General features: G+C 60.4%; 17 protein-coding genes and 1 tRNA gene. 13 read left to right on the forward strand and 5 right to left on the reverse strand.

Going from position 1 to position 14,548, the window contains the following annotated elements:
* Positions 1–8: 8 nt before the first annotated feature.
* A complete protein-coding gene (locus ABJ363_01795) occupies positions 9–911 on the reverse strand; it encodes a LysR substrate-binding domain-containing protein (protein ID MEP4377708.1) in 903 nt (300 codons plus the stop codon).
* A 92-nt stretch (positions 912–1,003) separates the two neighbouring features.
* On the opposite strand from ABJ363_01795, the gene ABJ363_01800 reads away from it, so the two are divergent.
* From ABJ363_01800 to ABJ363_01840, 9 genes are all read left to right on the forward strand, one after another.
* Entirely contained in the window at positions 1,004–1,522 is a 519-nt protein-coding gene (locus ABJ363_01800; protein ID MEP4377709.1) for a VOC family protein, read from the forward strand.
* 22 nt (positions 1,523–1,544) lie between these two features.
* The gene (locus ABJ363_01805) at positions 1,545–2,078 is read left to right on the forward strand and encodes an OsmC family protein (protein ID MEP4377710.1); all 534 of its coding nucleotides are present in this window, start codon (positions 1,545–1,547) and stop codon (positions 2,076–2,078) included.
* A 93-nt stretch (positions 2,079–2,171) separates the two neighbouring features.
* Positions 2,172–3,170 (forward strand): Gfo/Idh/MocA family oxidoreductase, encoded by a 999-nt coding sequence (locus tag ABJ363_01810; protein MEP4377711.1) that lies wholly within the window; start codon positions 2,172–2,174, stop codon positions 3,168–3,170.
* Positions 3,171–3,302: 132 nt separating this feature from the next.
* Positions 3,303–3,896 carry a cupin domain-containing protein gene (locus tag ABJ363_01815; protein MEP4377712.1) on the forward strand — a complete coding sequence of 198 codons (594 nt, stop codon included), beginning with the start codon at positions 3,303–3,305 and terminating at the stop codon, positions 3,894–3,896.
* Positions 3,897–4,022: 126 nt separating this feature from the next.
* Entirely contained in the window at positions 4,023–5,120 is a 1,098-nt protein-coding gene (locus tag ABJ363_01820) for a TRAP transporter substrate-binding protein (GenBank protein MEP4377713.1), read from the forward strand.
* A gap of 26 nt (positions 5,121–5,146) precedes the next feature.
* A complete protein-coding gene (locus ABJ363_01825) occupies positions 5,147–5,680 on the forward strand; it encodes a TRAP transporter small permease (GenBank protein MEP4377714.1) in 534 nt (177 codons plus the stop codon).
* A gap of 3 nt (positions 5,681–5,683) precedes the next feature.
* Positions 5,684–6,961: a TRAP transporter large permease gene (locus ABJ363_01830; GenBank protein ID MEP4377715.1), complete on the forward strand. Its 1,278-nt coding sequence runs from the start codon at positions 5,684–5,686 to the stop codon at positions 6,959–6,961.
* A gap of 333 nt (positions 6,962–7,294) precedes the next feature.
* The gene (locus ABJ363_01835) at positions 7,295–7,999 is read left to right on the forward strand and encodes a glutathione binding-like protein (GenBank protein MEP4377716.1); all 705 of its coding nucleotides are present in this window, start codon (positions 7,295–7,297) and stop codon (positions 7,997–7,999) included.
* A gap of 46 nt (positions 8,000–8,045) precedes the next feature.
* Positions 8,046–8,756 (forward strand): rhomboid family intramembrane serine protease, encoded by a 711-nt coding sequence (locus ABJ363_01840; protein ID MEP4377717.1) that lies wholly within the window; start codon positions 8,046–8,048, stop codon positions 8,754–8,756.
* Positions 8,757–8,925: 169 nt separating this feature from the next.
* On the opposite strand, the gene ABJ363_01845 is transcribed toward ABJ363_01840, so the two are convergent.
* Positions 8,926–9,525 (reverse strand): DUF1330 domain-containing protein, encoded by a 600-nt coding sequence (locus tag ABJ363_01845; protein MEP4377718.1) that lies wholly within the window; start codon positions 9,523–9,525, stop codon positions 8,926–8,928.
* A 106-nt stretch (positions 9,526–9,631) separates the two neighbouring features.
* Here ABJ363_01845 and ABJ363_01850 point away from each other — a divergent pair, with 106 nt between their 5' ends.
* Together ABJ363_01850 and ABJ363_01855 are read left to right on the forward strand one after the other, a co-directional pair.
* Complete coding sequence (locus ABJ363_01850; protein MEP4377719.1) at positions 9,632–9,925, forward strand: hypothetical protein; 294 nt, start codon at positions 9,632–9,634, stop codon at positions 9,923–9,925.
* Positions 9,918–11,075: a PLP-dependent aspartate aminotransferase family protein gene (locus ABJ363_01855; GenBank protein ID MEP4377720.1), complete on the forward strand. Its 1,158-nt coding sequence runs from the start codon at positions 9,918–9,920 to the stop codon at positions 11,073–11,075. The genes ABJ363_01850 and ABJ363_01855 overlap by 8 nt, the downstream gene beginning before the upstream one ends.
* Before the next feature lie 21 nt (positions 11,076–11,096).
* On the opposite strand, the gene ABJ363_01860 is transcribed toward ABJ363_01855, so the two are convergent.
* Positions 11,097–11,300, reverse strand: a complete 204-nt coding sequence (locus ABJ363_01860; GenBank protein ID MEP4377721.1) for a hypothetical protein — start codon at positions 11,298–11,300, stop codon at positions 11,097–11,099.
* Positions 11,301–11,485: 185 nt separating this feature from the next.
* On the opposite strand from ABJ363_01860, the gene ABJ363_01865 reads away from it, so the two are divergent.
* Positions 11,486–11,881, forward strand: a complete 396-nt coding sequence (locus ABJ363_01865; GenBank protein ID MEP4377722.1) for a hypothetical protein — start codon at positions 11,486–11,488, stop codon at positions 11,879–11,881.
* 112 nt (positions 11,882–11,993) lie between these two features.
* A tRNA-Ser gene (locus tag ABJ363_01870) sits at positions 11,994–12,085 on the forward strand.
* Positions 12,086–12,277: 192 nt separating this feature from the next.
* Here ABJ363_01870 and ABJ363_01875 read toward each other — a convergent pair.
* Together ABJ363_01875 and ABJ363_01880 are read right to left on the reverse strand one after the other, a co-directional pair.
* On the reverse strand, positions 12,278–13,468 hold the full coding sequence (locus tag ABJ363_01875) for an ATP-binding protein (GenBank protein ID MEP4377723.1): 1,191 nt from the start codon (positions 13,466–13,468) through the stop codon (positions 12,278–12,280).
* 167 nt (positions 13,469–13,635) lie between these two features.
* Positions 13,636–14,548, reverse strand: a 913-nt coding sequence (locus tag ABJ363_01880) for a calcium-binding protein (GenBank protein MEP4377724.1), incomplete at its 5' end; no start/stop codon positions are given.

Genomic DNA, 14,548 nt, shown 5'->3' on the forward strand with positions numbered 1-14,548 from the left:
GCGGGCGCCTAGTTCTGCGGGCTCCCGACCTCCGCCACCAGGAAATCGATGAAGGCGCGGGTTTTCAGCGCCATCTCGCGCTGGGCGGGAAAGATCGCGTAGACCGCGGCTTCCTGGCGTTCATAGTCGCGCAACAGACGGATCAGCCGGCCCGATTCCAGTTCCGGGGCGGCGAAGTGATACGGCACCCGCGCGATTCCCATGCCGGCCAGCGCGCCTTCGCGGGCGACGATCAGGCTGGTGCTTCGCAGGGGGCCCGTGACCGGGACGGCATAGGCGGCGCCATCACGGTCGAAGACCCATTCGGCGATGTTCTGAACCGCTGTGGTGATCAGGCAGGCGTGATCGTCCAGTTCGTCGGGACGGGCCGGTGCACCGTGCTTCGCGATATAGGCGGGGCTGGCGCACAGGACCGTGGGGGTCTCCATGATCTTGCGCGCGATCAGCGCGGAATCCGGCAGTGTGCCGGCGCCGCGAATGACCACGTCGAAGCCCTCGCCGACCACGTCGACGAAGGCATCGGACGCGGTCACGTCGAGACGCACCTCGGGATATTTTGCCGCGAATTTCGGCAGTAACGGCGCGATATACATGTGTCCGAAGGTCACCGGCATGGCCAGGCGGAGCACCCCGCGCGGCGCGGCCGTGACCGAGTTGACTGTTTCCGCGCCCTCATCAAGCGTCGCAAGCGCCGACGACACGCTGGCATGATAGGCGGTGCCCGCCTCGGTCAGCGCGAGGCTGCGGGTGGTGCGGGCGATCAGCCGGGCCCCCAACCGGGTCTCCAGCTCCGATATGGCCTTGCTGACCGCCGACGGCGAGACGGCAAGCCGTTCAGCGGCGGCGCGGAAGCTCCCGGTCTCCGCAACCGCGTCGAACATCTCCAGAGATCGCGTCGAGGGGTGACTCATAAGTACTGAAAATATCTCATCAATATGATGATCACAATCCTATTGATGAACAAAGTTGCTTAAACGATGGTGTTGGAAAGGGAGATACGATCATGACCGAACTGGCCACGCCCCGTGCGCTCAACCATATCGGGCTCACCGTTCCGGATATTCACGCCGCCATCGAATGGTACGGGCGGGTGTTCGGATTTCGCCGGATCATGGGCCCGCGCCGGCTCGAGGCGAAGCTCTCGGACACGGCGGAATCCGGCCACATCATGGGCCCACGGTTCCGCGCGGCCCTGCAGGCGCATCTGGTGACGGGGAACGGCATCGGGCTTGAACTGTTCCAGTTCACGGAACCCGAAACCGAGGCGCCCGATGACAATATGGAATACTGGAAGCATGGCTATTGGCACCTCTGCTTCACCGATCCCGATATCGAGGGGCTGGTCGAGACGATCATCGCGGAGGGCGGAAAAAAAAGAACCGATGTCTGGGCATTCGTTCCGGGCACCGATTACAAACTTTGTTACTGTGAAGACCCGTTCGGGAATGTGATCGAAATCTTTTCGCACAGCTACGAACAGACGTTCGGCAACTGGCCCAACGAAGGTCGCGACGCCGAATAAGCGTGTCCTTAGGGGAACTTTAATGACTGACGAACTCAAGAAAACAGAAACCATGGCTGAAGACGGCAAGGTGAAAACCTTCAATGTTGTCTTCAACGTCGAAGGTAAGTCCGTCGGCAAGATGCGCAACGAGATCAAGGGGCAGATGGTCAGCCCGGTGGTGGACGAGGCGTTCGAGATGGCCACGGATGAAGGCGCGGCCCATGGCGGTGACATGACGGCGCCGCCGCCGCTGGCCTATTTCTGCACCGGCTTTATTGCCTGTCTGATGACGCAGATCCGCGCGTTCGCGAAACGCCTGCGTGTCGAAGTCGGCGAAGTGGCCGTAAAGGCACATATCGAATGGGAAGCCCGGGTCGAAGGGCGTGACCCCTATACCAGCCGCCCGATTGCCTTCCGGCTCGATATTGATCTGGATAGCGATGCGCCGTTCGAGGATCAGAAACGCCTGCTTGACGCGGCCCAGAAGGGTTGTTTCGTTGAGGCGACCCTGGCCAACCCGATCCCGGTTCAGCACCAGTTGTTGATCGACGGTGAATATCGCGACGCCGACTGAGATCGATGGTGGAATGTCGGGCGTGACTGGCGCGCCCGACGCAACCCTGCTTCAATCCGAAGCCGGACAACGGGTTGATGTGGGGAGAGACGCATGTTGAATGCGGCCGTGGTCGGGCTGGGTTGGTGGGGCAAGCAGATTGTCGCCAGCCTCGCCGACAGTGAAAAGATCACCGTCACGCGCGGGGTCGATGTAGACCTCGACGGCGCGCGCGACTTTGCGGGGCAGCACGGGCTTGTGATCGGCGACAGCTATAATGACGTGCTGACGGATGATGCGGTTGATGCGGTGATACTTGTCACACCGCACGCGCTGCATGAGGAACAGGTCCTCGCCGCGGCGTCGGCCGGCAAACAGATTTTCTGTGAGAAACCATTCTCGCTTTCGGCGGAATCCGCCCAGAGGATGCTCGAGGCATGCGACAAGGCCGGGCTGAAGGCTGTCGGGATTGGCCATGAACGCCGTTTTGAGCCTGCGCTTGAGGCGATGAAGCAACATCTGGACGCCGGTGACTTCGGCACGCTCATCCACATCGAGTGCAACTGGTCCCACAATAATTTCACCAAGGCCGTGGCGTCGGGCTGGCGCAAGGACGCCAAGCAGGCGCCGCTGGGCACCCTGACGGCGCTGGGCGTGCACATCACCGACTATTTTCAGTCTATGGCCGGACCCGTTGCCAGGTTGCGGGCGACAACTGCTGACCGCTCGCCGCTATTTCCGGGTAACGACATGGTGGCGGTTCAGTTCACCTTCGAAAGCGGCGTGACGGGCTATATGTGCAACATCGCGACGACGCCCTTTCACAGCGCCATCAAGGTTTTTGGCGACAAGGGTTGGGGTGAGGCGCGGGAGAATTCGAACGTGGATATCCCGGAGCCTGCGACTCTGACGACGCGCTGGCTCGACGAGGAGCTGACCATCCAGACCCACCAGACGCAGAATGTGGTCCGGGCAAACCTCGACCAGTGGGCCGATGCCGCGCAGGGCAACGGAACGTATCGCTTCACGCGCGACCACCTGCTGCACAATGTTGAAATCCTGGAGGCGATCGTCCGCTCGGCCGAATGCGGCGACGAAGTCGCGGTTCGGTAGGGGCGTCCGGGATTGTTGATCCACGGTGAAGTCGATATCTGCGCGCAGAGCGTTGCGAGCGCTTTCCGGTTGTCGGAACTCTGTTAGAGTTGGGGTGAAGGGTCGACCGACACTCCGGAAAGGTTCTGGCTTTTGGAAAATTCTACGGTCTCGGCAGATGAGGTTGGGGAGATTCGTCTCGGGACCAAGCTGCGCCATGCGCGCATGGTGCGCGGCTTACTTCTGAAGGACGTCGCAACGAAAGCCGGATGCTCGGAAAGTCTTCTTTCGAAGATCGAGAACGGGCACGCCAACCCATCCGTTCAGATGTTGCATCGCATCGCGAATGTTCTGGGCGCCAACTTCAATGCCTTGTTCGCAAGCGATGATCTGGACTCCGGTATCGTTGCGCGCGCCGGGGAGCGACCCGAAATCGATACGGACCAGCTACGCAAGGGTCGCGGAATCGCGTTCGAGCGTCTGATTCCCTATGCGCCGGGTCACCTGTTGCAGGGCAATATTCACGTCATCGCCCCCGGGGGAGAATCCGAAGGTCTGATCGACCATGTCGGGGAAGAAGTTGGCTACGTTCTCGAGGGTGAGCTTGAGCTGTTTGTCGGCGATAAGGAGTTTCGACTCTCGGTCGGCGACTCCTTTCACTTCAACTCCGATACCCCGCATCGCTACCGCAATCCCGGCAAGGTCACAACGCGCGTCATCTGGGTTAATTCGCCCCCCACATTCTGATCACGGTGTCACGCAAATTGGGGTGCCGCATTAAACTTGCATAATATTCAAGTGACTTTATATTGCTTCAAGGCTTGGATTGGACTCGAAAAATCGTGACGGTCCAGGTTTGAACAGTTGGGGTGCGTGGAGGAAACGCAAGACCAACAAGAACGACAGATCAATTACAGCGCCCGCTGTCCTAGTCAGAGCAACCGCTTCACTCAGGAGAGCTTCATGAGCGCACGTATTACATCAGCAGCAATCGCCATTTCCGCCATTGCGTTAGCCGTTCCGGCCTCGGTTCCCGCATTTGCCGGAGATCTCAAAATCGCCCATTCCTTGCCGTCCGGCGCACCGCGCGATCAGGGCGCACATATCATTGCGAACATGGTCAACAAGGATGACCGCTGTGACCTCGACGCCAAGGTCTTTCCCGGTTCTCAGTTGGGAAGTACGGAGATCGTCGTCGAGACCATGCAACTCGGCGGCATTGAGATGACGATTCAACCCGCTTCATTTCTGGTCGGTTTCGAACCGCTCATCGGCATCATGGACTTTCCGTTCTTCTGGCCGGATACGCGCGAAGATCTCGCGAAGGTTCATAAGTCCGACGCGATGCGCGCGCTTCTGGACTCAACCGACAAGCAGAACATCCATACGCTGATGGTCTGGCATACAGGGTACAAGACCTGGACGGGCAACAAGCCGCTTTTGACCATGGAAGATTACAAGGGCCAGAAGGCGCGTGCGATGCCCTCCGCGATTCTCATCGAACAGGACAAGCAGCTCGGCATGACCCCGGTCGGGATGCCTTTCTCCGAGACCTATACGGCACTGCAGACCAAGGCGATCGATGCGCAGGAAAACCCGATTGTCACCAGCTTTTTCATGAAGTTTCACGAAGTTCAGGACTACATGACGCTGTCGAACCACGGCACCCTCGACCAGTTGATCATGGTCAGCAAGACCTGGTGGGACGGACTATCTGCGGAATGCCACGCCGCGATTACCGAGGCGGCTGTCGCAGGCGGCAAGGTAACCGAAGATAAGACCTATGCGATTATTGAGAAGGCCAATGCGGCCTTTGCCAAATCCGGCATGAAAGTCGTGGAGATGAGCCCGGCGCAGACGACGCTGCTCCGCGACGCGATCCTTCCCGGAGTTGAGGCGTTCTACATCGATAAGAATGGCGCTGAAGGCGAAAAGATCCTCGCCGGCTTCAAGCAATATCTCGGAATGTAGCGCGAGATCCAAAAGGTTCCTGAGCCATGTATGTTTCCGCTCTCGAAGCCATCCTCGGCAGTCTGGACCGTATCGTGCGGTTGGCTGCCGGGGCTGCGCTTCTCGTCATGACGCTGCTCCTGTTCGGCAATTCTACCGCGCGTTTTCTGTTCGGCCTCTCCTTTGTCGGGGGAGAGGAGTTGGCGCGTGTTCTCACGGTCTGGATGACCTTCATGGCGGCCTATCTGGTGGTGCGCAAAAATAGCCATGTCGCGATCGACATTCTGATGCGCCTGGTCGACGAACGGCTCTACCGTGCGATCACATTCGCGGTGAGCCTGATCGCCGCCTTTACGATGGCCTATATCACCCGCTACGGGGTGGAATTCAGCCATCGCGTATGGGCGAGTGGGCAGGAGAGCTCTGTCCTGCCCATGCTCCGGGTCGTCTTCTATCTTCCGATTCCCATTGGCTGCGGCCTGATGTCACTCGGTTTCCTGATCAATGCGGTCAAGGTCTTGCGCGGCGAACTTCCGCGGCCCGCGCTCGAGGGTATGACCTCCGCGCCGGCGGGAGAGTAATCGATGCCCGCAGCGATATTTCTTGTATCCACCTTTACGCTTTTGTTTCTTGCGGCGCCCATCTTCATATCGATCCTGGCGCCTACTTTCTTCGCGATCGAAGTGTTCGGAAATCCGGTGCCGGCAACGGTCTATACCGCGCGGCTGGTCGAGGGCATTAACTCGTTCGCGCTGCTGGCGATACCGCTTTTCATTTTCTCGGCTGACATTATTTCCCGGGGCCAGATCGGTGCGCGTCTGCTCGCCATGGTGGAGAGCATGATCGGACATCTCACCGGGGGTGTCGCGATCACAACCGCTGTTGCGTGTGCCCTGTTTGGTGCGATTTCGGGGGTCGGTGCCGCAGCCGTCGTCAGCATTGGCCCGATTGTGTATCCGGCGCTGCTTCGCCAGGGATACAGCCGCAGCTTTGCCGTCGGGCTGATCCTGGCATCCTCGACACTCGCGATGCTCATCCCGCCATCCGTTTCGATCATTATTTTCGCGTTGCAGACCAACGGATCCGTCGGTCAGTTGTTTCTGTCGGGCCTGAGTGCGGGTGTTCTCCTGACAGCTGCCTATGCGTTCTACGCCTGGGCCTATGCCAAGAAGAACGGCATCGGCAAGACGTCCAAGGCAAGCCCCAAGGAGCGACTGAAGGCAACGCGCGACGGAATGTGGGCTCTTGGCTTGCCGGGAATTATCTTCGGTGGCATCTATTCCGGCGCCTTCACACCGACAGAGGCCGCTGGCGCGGCCTGCATCTATGCGATTGTTGTCGAAACGCTGGTCTACCGACAGCTCAAATTGCGCGAAATCCTCAACGTGTCTTCGGACTCGGCGATGACGATTTCGACGTTGATGATCCTTATCAGCGCCGGTTCGGTTCTGACCTTTTATCTGACCCTGGAACAGGTGCCTCAGCAGGTCTCGCAGATTTTGCAGGGCCAGCCGGCGTTCGTGATCCTGCTGCTGATCAATGTAATCTTTCTGCTCGCGGGCATGTTCGTGGACCCTTCGTCGGCCATCATCGTATTCAGCCCGCTGATCTATCCGGCAGCAACTGCAGCGGGGATCGATCCTGTGCATCTGGGCGCGGTAATCGTGTTGAACGTCGCGCTGGGTATGATCACGCCACCCATGGGGATGAATATCTTCCTCGGGATCATGACGTTCAAGGTGACCTATATGGAAGCTGTGCGGGGTTCGATGCCGTTCATCATCGTGTCGTTGATCGTTCTGGCGTTGATCACGTATGTCCCGATTCTGACGACGTGGCTGCCGGAACTGGTCTATGGCTGAGGTTTCTACGTCTGCCAAAAACTTGCGCCTACACGAGTGGCGTCTGCCAGTTACTGGCTCCTGACCGGGCAACAGGTTGCATGCTTGCAATGGCCCGGGCCGATCAGCCTGATCAATATTTCTTCCAGACGCGGCCCTATCGGTAAACTGGCGCGAAGAGCAGGGTGACGAGAATTTTTTGTCGTCGTCCGATGTCTGATTACGCAAACTTATGCATTCGGATGGTTGCGTGCCGGGCTGTGCGACGGGCAAAGTTCCAATCGGTCGAGCAGGACCGCAATGCCGTATTCCGCGCGTGTCGGATAACGCGGGCTGGAAAATTGGAAGACGAAGATGATCAAGGCTTATTCATGGCCGACCCCGAACGGGCACAAGGTCCACATCATGTTGCATGAATGCGCGCTGGAGCATGAGGTCATCCCGGTAAACATCGGCGACGGGGATCAGTTCAAGCCCGATTTTCTGGCGATCAGCCCGAATAATCGCATCCCCGCGATCGTCGATACGGACGGACCCGGCGGACAGGAAATCTCGATCTTCGAGACCGGCGCGATCCTTTATTACCTGGCCCGCAAGACCGGCCGGTTCATGCCCGACGCGGCAAACGACCCTGCGGGCCATTACGCGGTCATGGAGTGGCTCATGTGGCAGATGGGCGGGATCGGCCCGATGATGGGCCAGGCCAACCATTTCCGCCGCTATGCGCCAGACCGCATCGAGTATGCGACCAACCGCTATGCCAATGAGACGAAGCGCCTGTTCGGCGTGGCCGATACGCGCCTGGGAAAGACACGTTACCTGGCCGGCGACGACTACACGATCGCCGACATCGCGGCCTTCCCGTGGATGCGCAACTGGAAAGGCCAGGAAGTGCCTCTCGACGAGTATCCGAATACCAGGCGCTGGCTCGAGGAAGTCGGCGCGCGCCCGGCCGTTAAGTCAGGTCTCGAGGTTCTTATCGAACATCGCAGTTCCGGCCCGCCGAAAGGCAAGGCCTGGGACGTCATGTTCGGTAACGAGCAGTTCAAACGCAGATAGGGCCTGAAATGAAAACGAGGGGCCGCACGCGCGCTATGCAGAACCGATGCCGCTGATCCCCCTGCATGACGCGAATCCGCGCCTGTACATCCGGGCGCACTACGCCACCATCGCCCTGATCGCCATAAACACGCTGATTTTTGTCAGTCGGATCGGGATCGGGGACGGGCAGCTGTTCGAGGCAGTGGCCGGCTATGCCGTGGTGCCGGCGCGGTTCTTCGACGGGTTCGAAGTCCCGGTTCGCATCGAAAGCGTGTCCGCGCCGCTGACGCTGCTCACCTATCAGTTCCTGCACGCCGACTGGGCGCATCTCGCCTTCAACATGCTGTTCCTCTGGGTCTTCGGAGACAATCTCGAAGATGCGCTCGGGCATGTTCGTTTCGTCATGTTCTTCCTGCTGTGCGGCATCGCGGGCGGATTGGCGCAGAGCATCGTGGAACCCGATTCCGTCACGCCGGTGATCGGCGCGAGCGGGGCGATCTCGGGTGTCCTCGGCGGTTATCTGGTGCTGTATCCGCGCGCCCGGTTGCTGGTGCTGGCGTTCCTGATGATACCCCTGCGTCTGCCGGCCCTGCTGGTAATCGGCACATTCTTCGCGCAGGACCTGCTCTGGGGCCTGACCAACGCGCCCGCGGCATTGGGCACCGCCGTGTGGGCGCATATCGGCGGGTTCGTCGCCGGCGCGGTGCTGGTGGTCTTCCTGCGGAACCCCAGAGTTTCGCTATGGCACAAGCCGCCCAGTCCTTGGAAATCGTGAATGAACTGGCGTCGATGGATCAGGGGAGGTTTGACCGCAGCTGCAATCGTTGTAGCGATCTGGCTTTTGGTAACCTTTTTCCCGATTGAGCCATGCGCGCCAGACGAGCGCCTTCTACCGAGCGTGCGCATGCTGGTACCTGGCTGCGGCCTTTATGATTAATCCAGCGTCACCAAAGCCCCTCGACGATGACGATGTTGGAGTCCGACGCTGAGATGCGGATGGGCTTGATCCGGGTGTACGCGTCCCCGTCATAAAACGCGAGGGCGGCCGCCATGTCGGCGAACCCGACGATCACCAGCCGGTCGAGCACCATCCCGCCTTCGACCGACCGCGATGCGCCGCCGCGCGCCAGATAGGTGCCTTGTGCGTCGCTCAGCACGGCGGGCACCTGCGCGGCATAGGGCTTGTATCCGTCCGGGTCGGTGATCCGGATATTCCCCAGGATGTAGGCGTGCCTGCCGTCGGCGGTGGCGCCGTCTTCCGGGCCCTCGACCAGCCAGATGTGGGATGTGGTCGTCGCGTGCCGGATTGCGGCCACCGGTTCGTAGGCCGGGTCGTCGGCGAACGCAGTGGCGCTGGCCAGATCGGGGAATTCCAGGACGACAATGCGCCCGTCGGGCCAGGAACCCTCGACCACGTCACGGTCGCCGCCGCGCACGATATAGCGGCCGCCGTGCTTCTCGATCAGCGCGGGCACCGCGTTCTTGTAGTCCTCGTAGCGTTCGGGATCATGCACGTCGATGGTGGCGAACAGGTATGCGGTCATGACTGGTCCTGATGGTTCGGCCGGTGTGTCTGTCGGGTGATGATACCGGGTAACGCCGAACGGCACAGCCTTGTCACCCGTTATTGTCTGGCCCCGGGGGCCAAACATGACCGGAATTTCACCGGAATTTCCCGTCGATGAGAACGTCGCAAGCTTTTCCTGTCACCGGTTGAAATCCATTGTGATTCCCGTGTTTGTGGTCATTGGGTTCCCCGAAGCGGACGCTGCCGGCGTGGCGCGGGTCAAGGGCACCCCGCACACCGCGCCGTTGCTGGAAAATCTGAACAAGGTCGCGGGCGAACTCGGTATCGAGGGTCTTCCCGGACATATTCCACGCGCTGTTTCGGATGATTGTTTCAAATCACGGCGGATTGGCGTAAAACCCGGCCCCCATGGCTAACGACATCGATAAATCCCGCAAACCGTCCACGCAGGCCGCGCAGGCGCTCGGCTGGCTCGACCCGTCCACGAACGGGGTCGCGCCGCCGATCCACACGTCCACCAATTATGCCCGCGACGAGAATTACGAGAAGGTCGGCGATCGCGGTTACACCCGCGACGAGAATCCGACCTATGAACAGGTCGAGGCGCTGCTCGCGACCCTGGAAGAGGGTGCCGACGCGATGGTCTTCGGATCCGGGATGGCGGCGGCCACGACGGTAATGCTTTCGCTGGCACCCGGCGATCATGTGATCGCCCCGTCGGTCATGTATTTCGGGTTGCGGAACTGGCTGGTGAATATCGGCCGGCATTGGGGGCTGGACGTCGATTTCGTGACGCCGGGCGATACGGCGGCGATCGCCGCGGCGATCCGCCCGGGGAAAACCAAGCTGGTGTGGGTCGAAAGTCCGTGCAATCCGACATGGGATGTCACCGATATCGAGGCGGCGGCGCGTATTGCCCATGATGCCGGCGCGATACTGGGGGTCGATTCAACCGCCGCGACGCCGGTGCTGACCCGCCCCCTGGCGCACGGCGCCGATATCGTCATGCATTCCGCCACGAAGTATCTGAACGGCCATGGCGACGTGCTCGCCGGGGTGCTGGTGACGGCGCGCGAGGATGAACGCTGGGAGCGGATGAATTATCTGCGCTTCGAAAATGGGGGCATGCTGGGCGCGTTCGAGGCCTGGTTGCTGATGCGCGGCCTGCGGACGCTTTATCTGCGTGTTGAGCGGGCGTGTGCCTCGGCGCAGCGCATTGCCGAGCATCTCGCCGGGCACGCGGCGGTCGACGAGGTCCTTTATCCGGGATTGCCGGCACATGCCGGGCATGCGGTCGCGGCGCGCCAGATGGTCGGCGGCTTCGGGGGCATGATGTCGATACGTGTGAAGGGAGGCGCCGAAGAGGCGCTGAATGTCGCCAAGCAACTGAAGCTGTTTGTGCGCGCCACGTCGCTCGGGGGCGTCGAGAGCCTTGTCGAGCATCGCGCGACGGTGGAGGGCGACGACAGCCCGTTCCCCGACGATCTGCTGCGGTTGTCGATCGGCATCGAGGATGCCGACGATCTGATCGCCGATCTCGACCAGGCGCTGGCTGCGCCTGCCTGATCGGCCGTGCTTCGGGCCTGTTTAGCCCGCGGCGCGCTGTGCTTCGGGGAAGGGTACGACGGTCGCGTCGCCGCGGCCCGGTACCAGCGCCACGAGCTCGCGGCGGGCCTGTTCCAGGGCCGCCAGTTCCTTGGCGTCATCCCGGTCGATCACCTGAATACAGGACAGTTTGATCTCGACGAGATCGATCAGCGTTTCGACAGATCGTTTGGTAAAACTTGCCATCACCCAACTCCTTGGTTCGAGGTTGTGGTGAATACGATAGGGCGCATTTTATTTAAATTCGGTGAAGTTATCCGGCGCCGTTTTTCATTCGCCGTTAACCATTCGGCAACGCTGTGTGCATAGGGTTTCCCTATCCGCCACGGTCGTGGCATCACAAATTTGTGGCAACACCGGGAGCGCCGCCTATGGCCACCTCCACCGAAATCGATGTCAAACCCGATACTGCGAGTGGCGCCGGCAGCGTCATGGAGATCGCATCGGACACGGGTATTCCCCGATATAACCGCCGATTGAGCGACAAGATCCTCGCCGCCTTCAACCACGCCTATGCCGTGGGCGAGATCGAAATCGCGTCGGGAATTCGCGAAGTCCTGGCACGACTCGATCATGATGACCCGGAAGGCAAGGGCCAGCGCCGCGACGGCGCGATCGCACTCTGCCAGGCCGATCTGTGGATCGAATTTGTCGAGGCGCGAAACGACTACCGCACCGTCTGTGACAAGCCGGGCGCGAATGCGGGCAGCGTCGAGATGTCGCTCGCGGCGATGAAAGACGCTTACCAGCGCTGGAGCGCCGTCTAGTCCAAATCGGACTGGGCTATCTATTTTGCCCCCACGCAGCGCCTGGATTGACAGGCGTGGGCGGGCTTGGCACAACCCCACCCGCATACGTCGTGAAAACCCACTCTCGTGCGGAGGGGTGGCCGAGTGGCTGAAGGCGACGGTTTGCTAAATCGTTAAGGGGTGTAAGCTCCTTCGCGGGTTCGAATCCCGCTCCCTCCGCCAAATTCCCGATACCGAAGCTCGAACCCTCGACCGTAAAGGTAGCGCCGCGCCGGGCGCGACGGCGGTAACCAGACCGAAAAGCCACACCTGCATCAAGGCGATGGGAAGTGGCGATCGCCAAGTTCAGGGATTTAAAGACCCTACAGAATCCTCGAAGGTCGAATAGACTAGTTGCGTGAACCGTTCCGTCTTCTAAGCCACCTGTCGCTGATCCAGTTGACGAACGGGCCGCCGATCCTTCGGGAACCGCAGTGTCACCCGCGTGCCTTCGCCGAGGCCGCTTTCGATGTCCAGAGCGCCACCGTGAAGCCTCATCATCGTATCGGCGAGCGCGAGGCCCAGGCCCGCGCCATCGACCGGTCGGGTCAGTGAACCGTCGACCTGACGGAACGGCTGCCTGACCAGGTCAAATACGTCCGGGTCCATGCCGACGCCCGTGTCCGTGACCGACAACAGGAGTTCGCCGTCGGGCGATTCTCCAAACTCGATCGATATATCCCCGCCCTCGGGTGTGAACTTCACCGCGTTGGAAAGAAGATGCCCGATCATCTGGTGCAACATGCGTGCGTCGCCGACCAACTCGATCATGTGGGTAACAGGCGCAACGGCAATATGCTGGGATTTGTCTTTGACGTTCGTTTCGAACTCTTTGACGCTGGAGAACACTTCGCCGTGCAGCTCGAGCAGTTCGTCCGTCGGCTGCCATGTCCCCATCTGGAGGCGCGCCATATCCAGGATTTCGTTGATCATGTAGAGCAGGTGTTCACCGGATGTCCGGATCGCGTTCGCATAGCCGATATACTTGTCCGTGCCGACCGGACCGCAGCTTTCCTCTTCGATCATGCCGCTGAATCCGATGACCGCATTCAGGGGTGTCTTCAGCTCGTGGCTCATATTGGCCAGGAATTCGGTTTTCTGGCGATCCGCCTGTTCGGCGCGTTGCTTGGAGCTCAGGACCAGCTCGTAGGCCTGCTGCTTGCGTTTCATGATCTGCTGCATGACGTGATGCTGCGCGTCGAGCACGTCGCGCGCACTGACCATGCCGACGAGTTTGCCGTTGCGTTCTACCGGCAGGTGGCGAATGCCGTTGTCGCTCATGAGAGACAGGACATCATCCAGGGTCGCGTCCTCATCACACGTGATCAGCTTGCGGGAGATCAGGTCGCACACGGGAAGGTCGATGGCATCTCGTCCGTGCGTTTCGAAAATCCGGACGAAATCCCGCTCGGACATCAGGCCCTTGGGGGTACCATCATCTTCAAGGATGATGACCGTCCCCACTTTCTCCATAGCCATCAGATGCATGGCTTCTTCAAGCGGAGATCCAGGGGAGACACTGACGATTCGGTCGCCGGTCTTGTGAAGCAGATCGCTGACTCTCATGCCCTCGACTCCTGATCTGGTGTGCGAGGCCCTGTCATGAGGGATTGGGTGACTCGCTGTTTTTTCAGCGGTCAGTGTGTCGTACTTCAGTTAAGAATCCCTGAAAGCGCTCAGGATCGCGTGACAAAACGGAGTGGCACGCGGTCTATGGTTTGGGCGCATTTCCGTTACCATTCGATGCGTTCTACCCCCATGAAGGTCATTTCGCTGCCGTCGGCCAGGGTAATCGTACCGGCGGAATCGGCGGACAGATCGAAGCTGTCGGCATTGGTGCCGGTGATGCTGCCCGTGCTGAGGGCGAGGGTCCAGTCACCGGTTGAAGGATCACCGCTGACATCCGAAAGCTGTATGGTGTCTGTCCAGCCGCCGCCGGTCCCGCCGTCGAAGGTATTGTTGGAGCCGCTGGCATCGCCGAATACCGCACGGTCGTTACCTGCCTCGCCTTCGGCTGCGTCGCCGTTGCCGAGATGGATGGTGTCATCCCCATCGCCTCCGTAGAGGGTATCGGCACCTAAACCGCCGTCAAGGGTGTCATCTCCGTCTCCGCCGTTGAGCGTATCATTTCCCACACCGCCGTTGAGATAGTCGTCGCCATCGTCCCCGTTGAGGGTGTCTTCTCCTTGTTCGCCGTACAGGGTATCGTTTCCGTCTCCGCCGTGCAGCGTGTCCTTGCCGGATCCTCCGTAGAGGGCGTCATCACCGGTGCCCAGTGCGATGTTTATGGCTTCGAGGATGTAATCGCCATAGAGGGTGTCGTCGCCGTTGTCGCCTGACACGATATCGTCGCCCGTACCGCCTTCGATGATATTTGCGCCGACCGTTCCGGTAATTGAATCGTGGAAGACAGCAACCTGCAGTGTTTCGGTTACGGAAGCGGTGTCGCCGCCGTTTGCTTCGGTGCTTGTTGCGGTGACAGTCAGGTCGAAGTCCACGGCGTTGAGTGACGATGTCGGTGTGATGGTGAGCCCGGCCAGGTCGGCGGATGCGAGTGTCCATGATCCGTCGCCGTTGTCGGTGCCGGCGGAGAGTGCGGCACCGGCGGGGACGCCGTCGATGGTGATGGCGAGGGTCTCGGATCCG

This window comes from Alphaproteobacteria bacterium (genome assembly GCA_039980135.1).
Classification (GTDB): Bacteria; Pseudomonadota; Alphaproteobacteria; order UBA6615; family UBA6615; genus UBA8079.

Coding starts and splice junctions, on each gene's coding strand:
- ABJ363_01795 (MEP4377708.1), bottom strand. CDS start 911: ATGAGTCACCCCTCGACGCGATCTCTGGAGATGTTCGACGCGGTTGCG.
- ABJ363_01800 (MEP4377709.1), top strand. CDS start 1,004: ATGACCGAACTGGCCACGCCCCGTGCGCTCAACCATATCGGGCTCACC.
- ABJ363_01805 (MEP4377710.1), top strand. CDS start 1,545: ATGACTGACGAACTCAAGAAAACAGAAACCATGGCTGAAGACGGCAAG.
- ABJ363_01810 (MEP4377711.1), top strand. CDS start 2,172: ATGTTGAATGCGGCCGTGGTCGGGCTGGGTTGGTGGGGCAAGCAGATT.
- ABJ363_01825 (MEP4377714.1), top strand. CDS start 5,147: ATGTATGTTTCCGCTCTCGAAGCCATCCTCGGCAGTCTGGACCGTATC.
- ABJ363_01830 (MEP4377715.1), top strand. CDS start 5,684: ATGCCCGCAGCGATATTTCTTGTATCCACCTTTACGCTTTTGTTTCTT.
- ABJ363_01835 (MEP4377716.1), top strand. CDS start 7,295: ATGATCAAGGCTTATTCATGGCCGACCCCGAACGGGCACAAGGTCCAC.
- ABJ363_01840 (MEP4377717.1), top strand. CDS start 8,046: ATGCCGCTGATCCCCCTGCATGACGCGAATCCGCGCCTGTACATCCGG.
- ABJ363_01845 (MEP4377718.1), bottom strand. CDS start 9,525: ATGACCGCATACCTGTTCGCCACCATCGACGTGCATGATCCCGAACGC.
- ABJ363_01850 (MEP4377719.1), top strand. CDS start 9,632: ATGACCGGAATTTCACCGGAATTTCCCGTCGATGAGAACGTCGCAAGC.
- ABJ363_01855 (MEP4377720.1), top strand. CDS start 9,918: ATGGCTAACGACATCGATAAATCCCGCAAACCGTCCACGCAGGCCGCG.
- ABJ363_01860 (MEP4377721.1), bottom strand. CDS start 11,300: ATGGCAAGTTTTACCAAACGATCTGTCGAAACGCTGATCGATCTCGTC.
- ABJ363_01865 (MEP4377722.1), top strand. CDS start 11,486: ATGGCCACCTCCACCGAAATCGATGTCAAACCCGATACTGCGAGTGGC.
- ABJ363_01875 (MEP4377723.1), bottom strand. CDS start 13,468: ATGAGAGTCAGCGATCTGCTTCACAAGACCGGCGACCGAATCGTCAGT.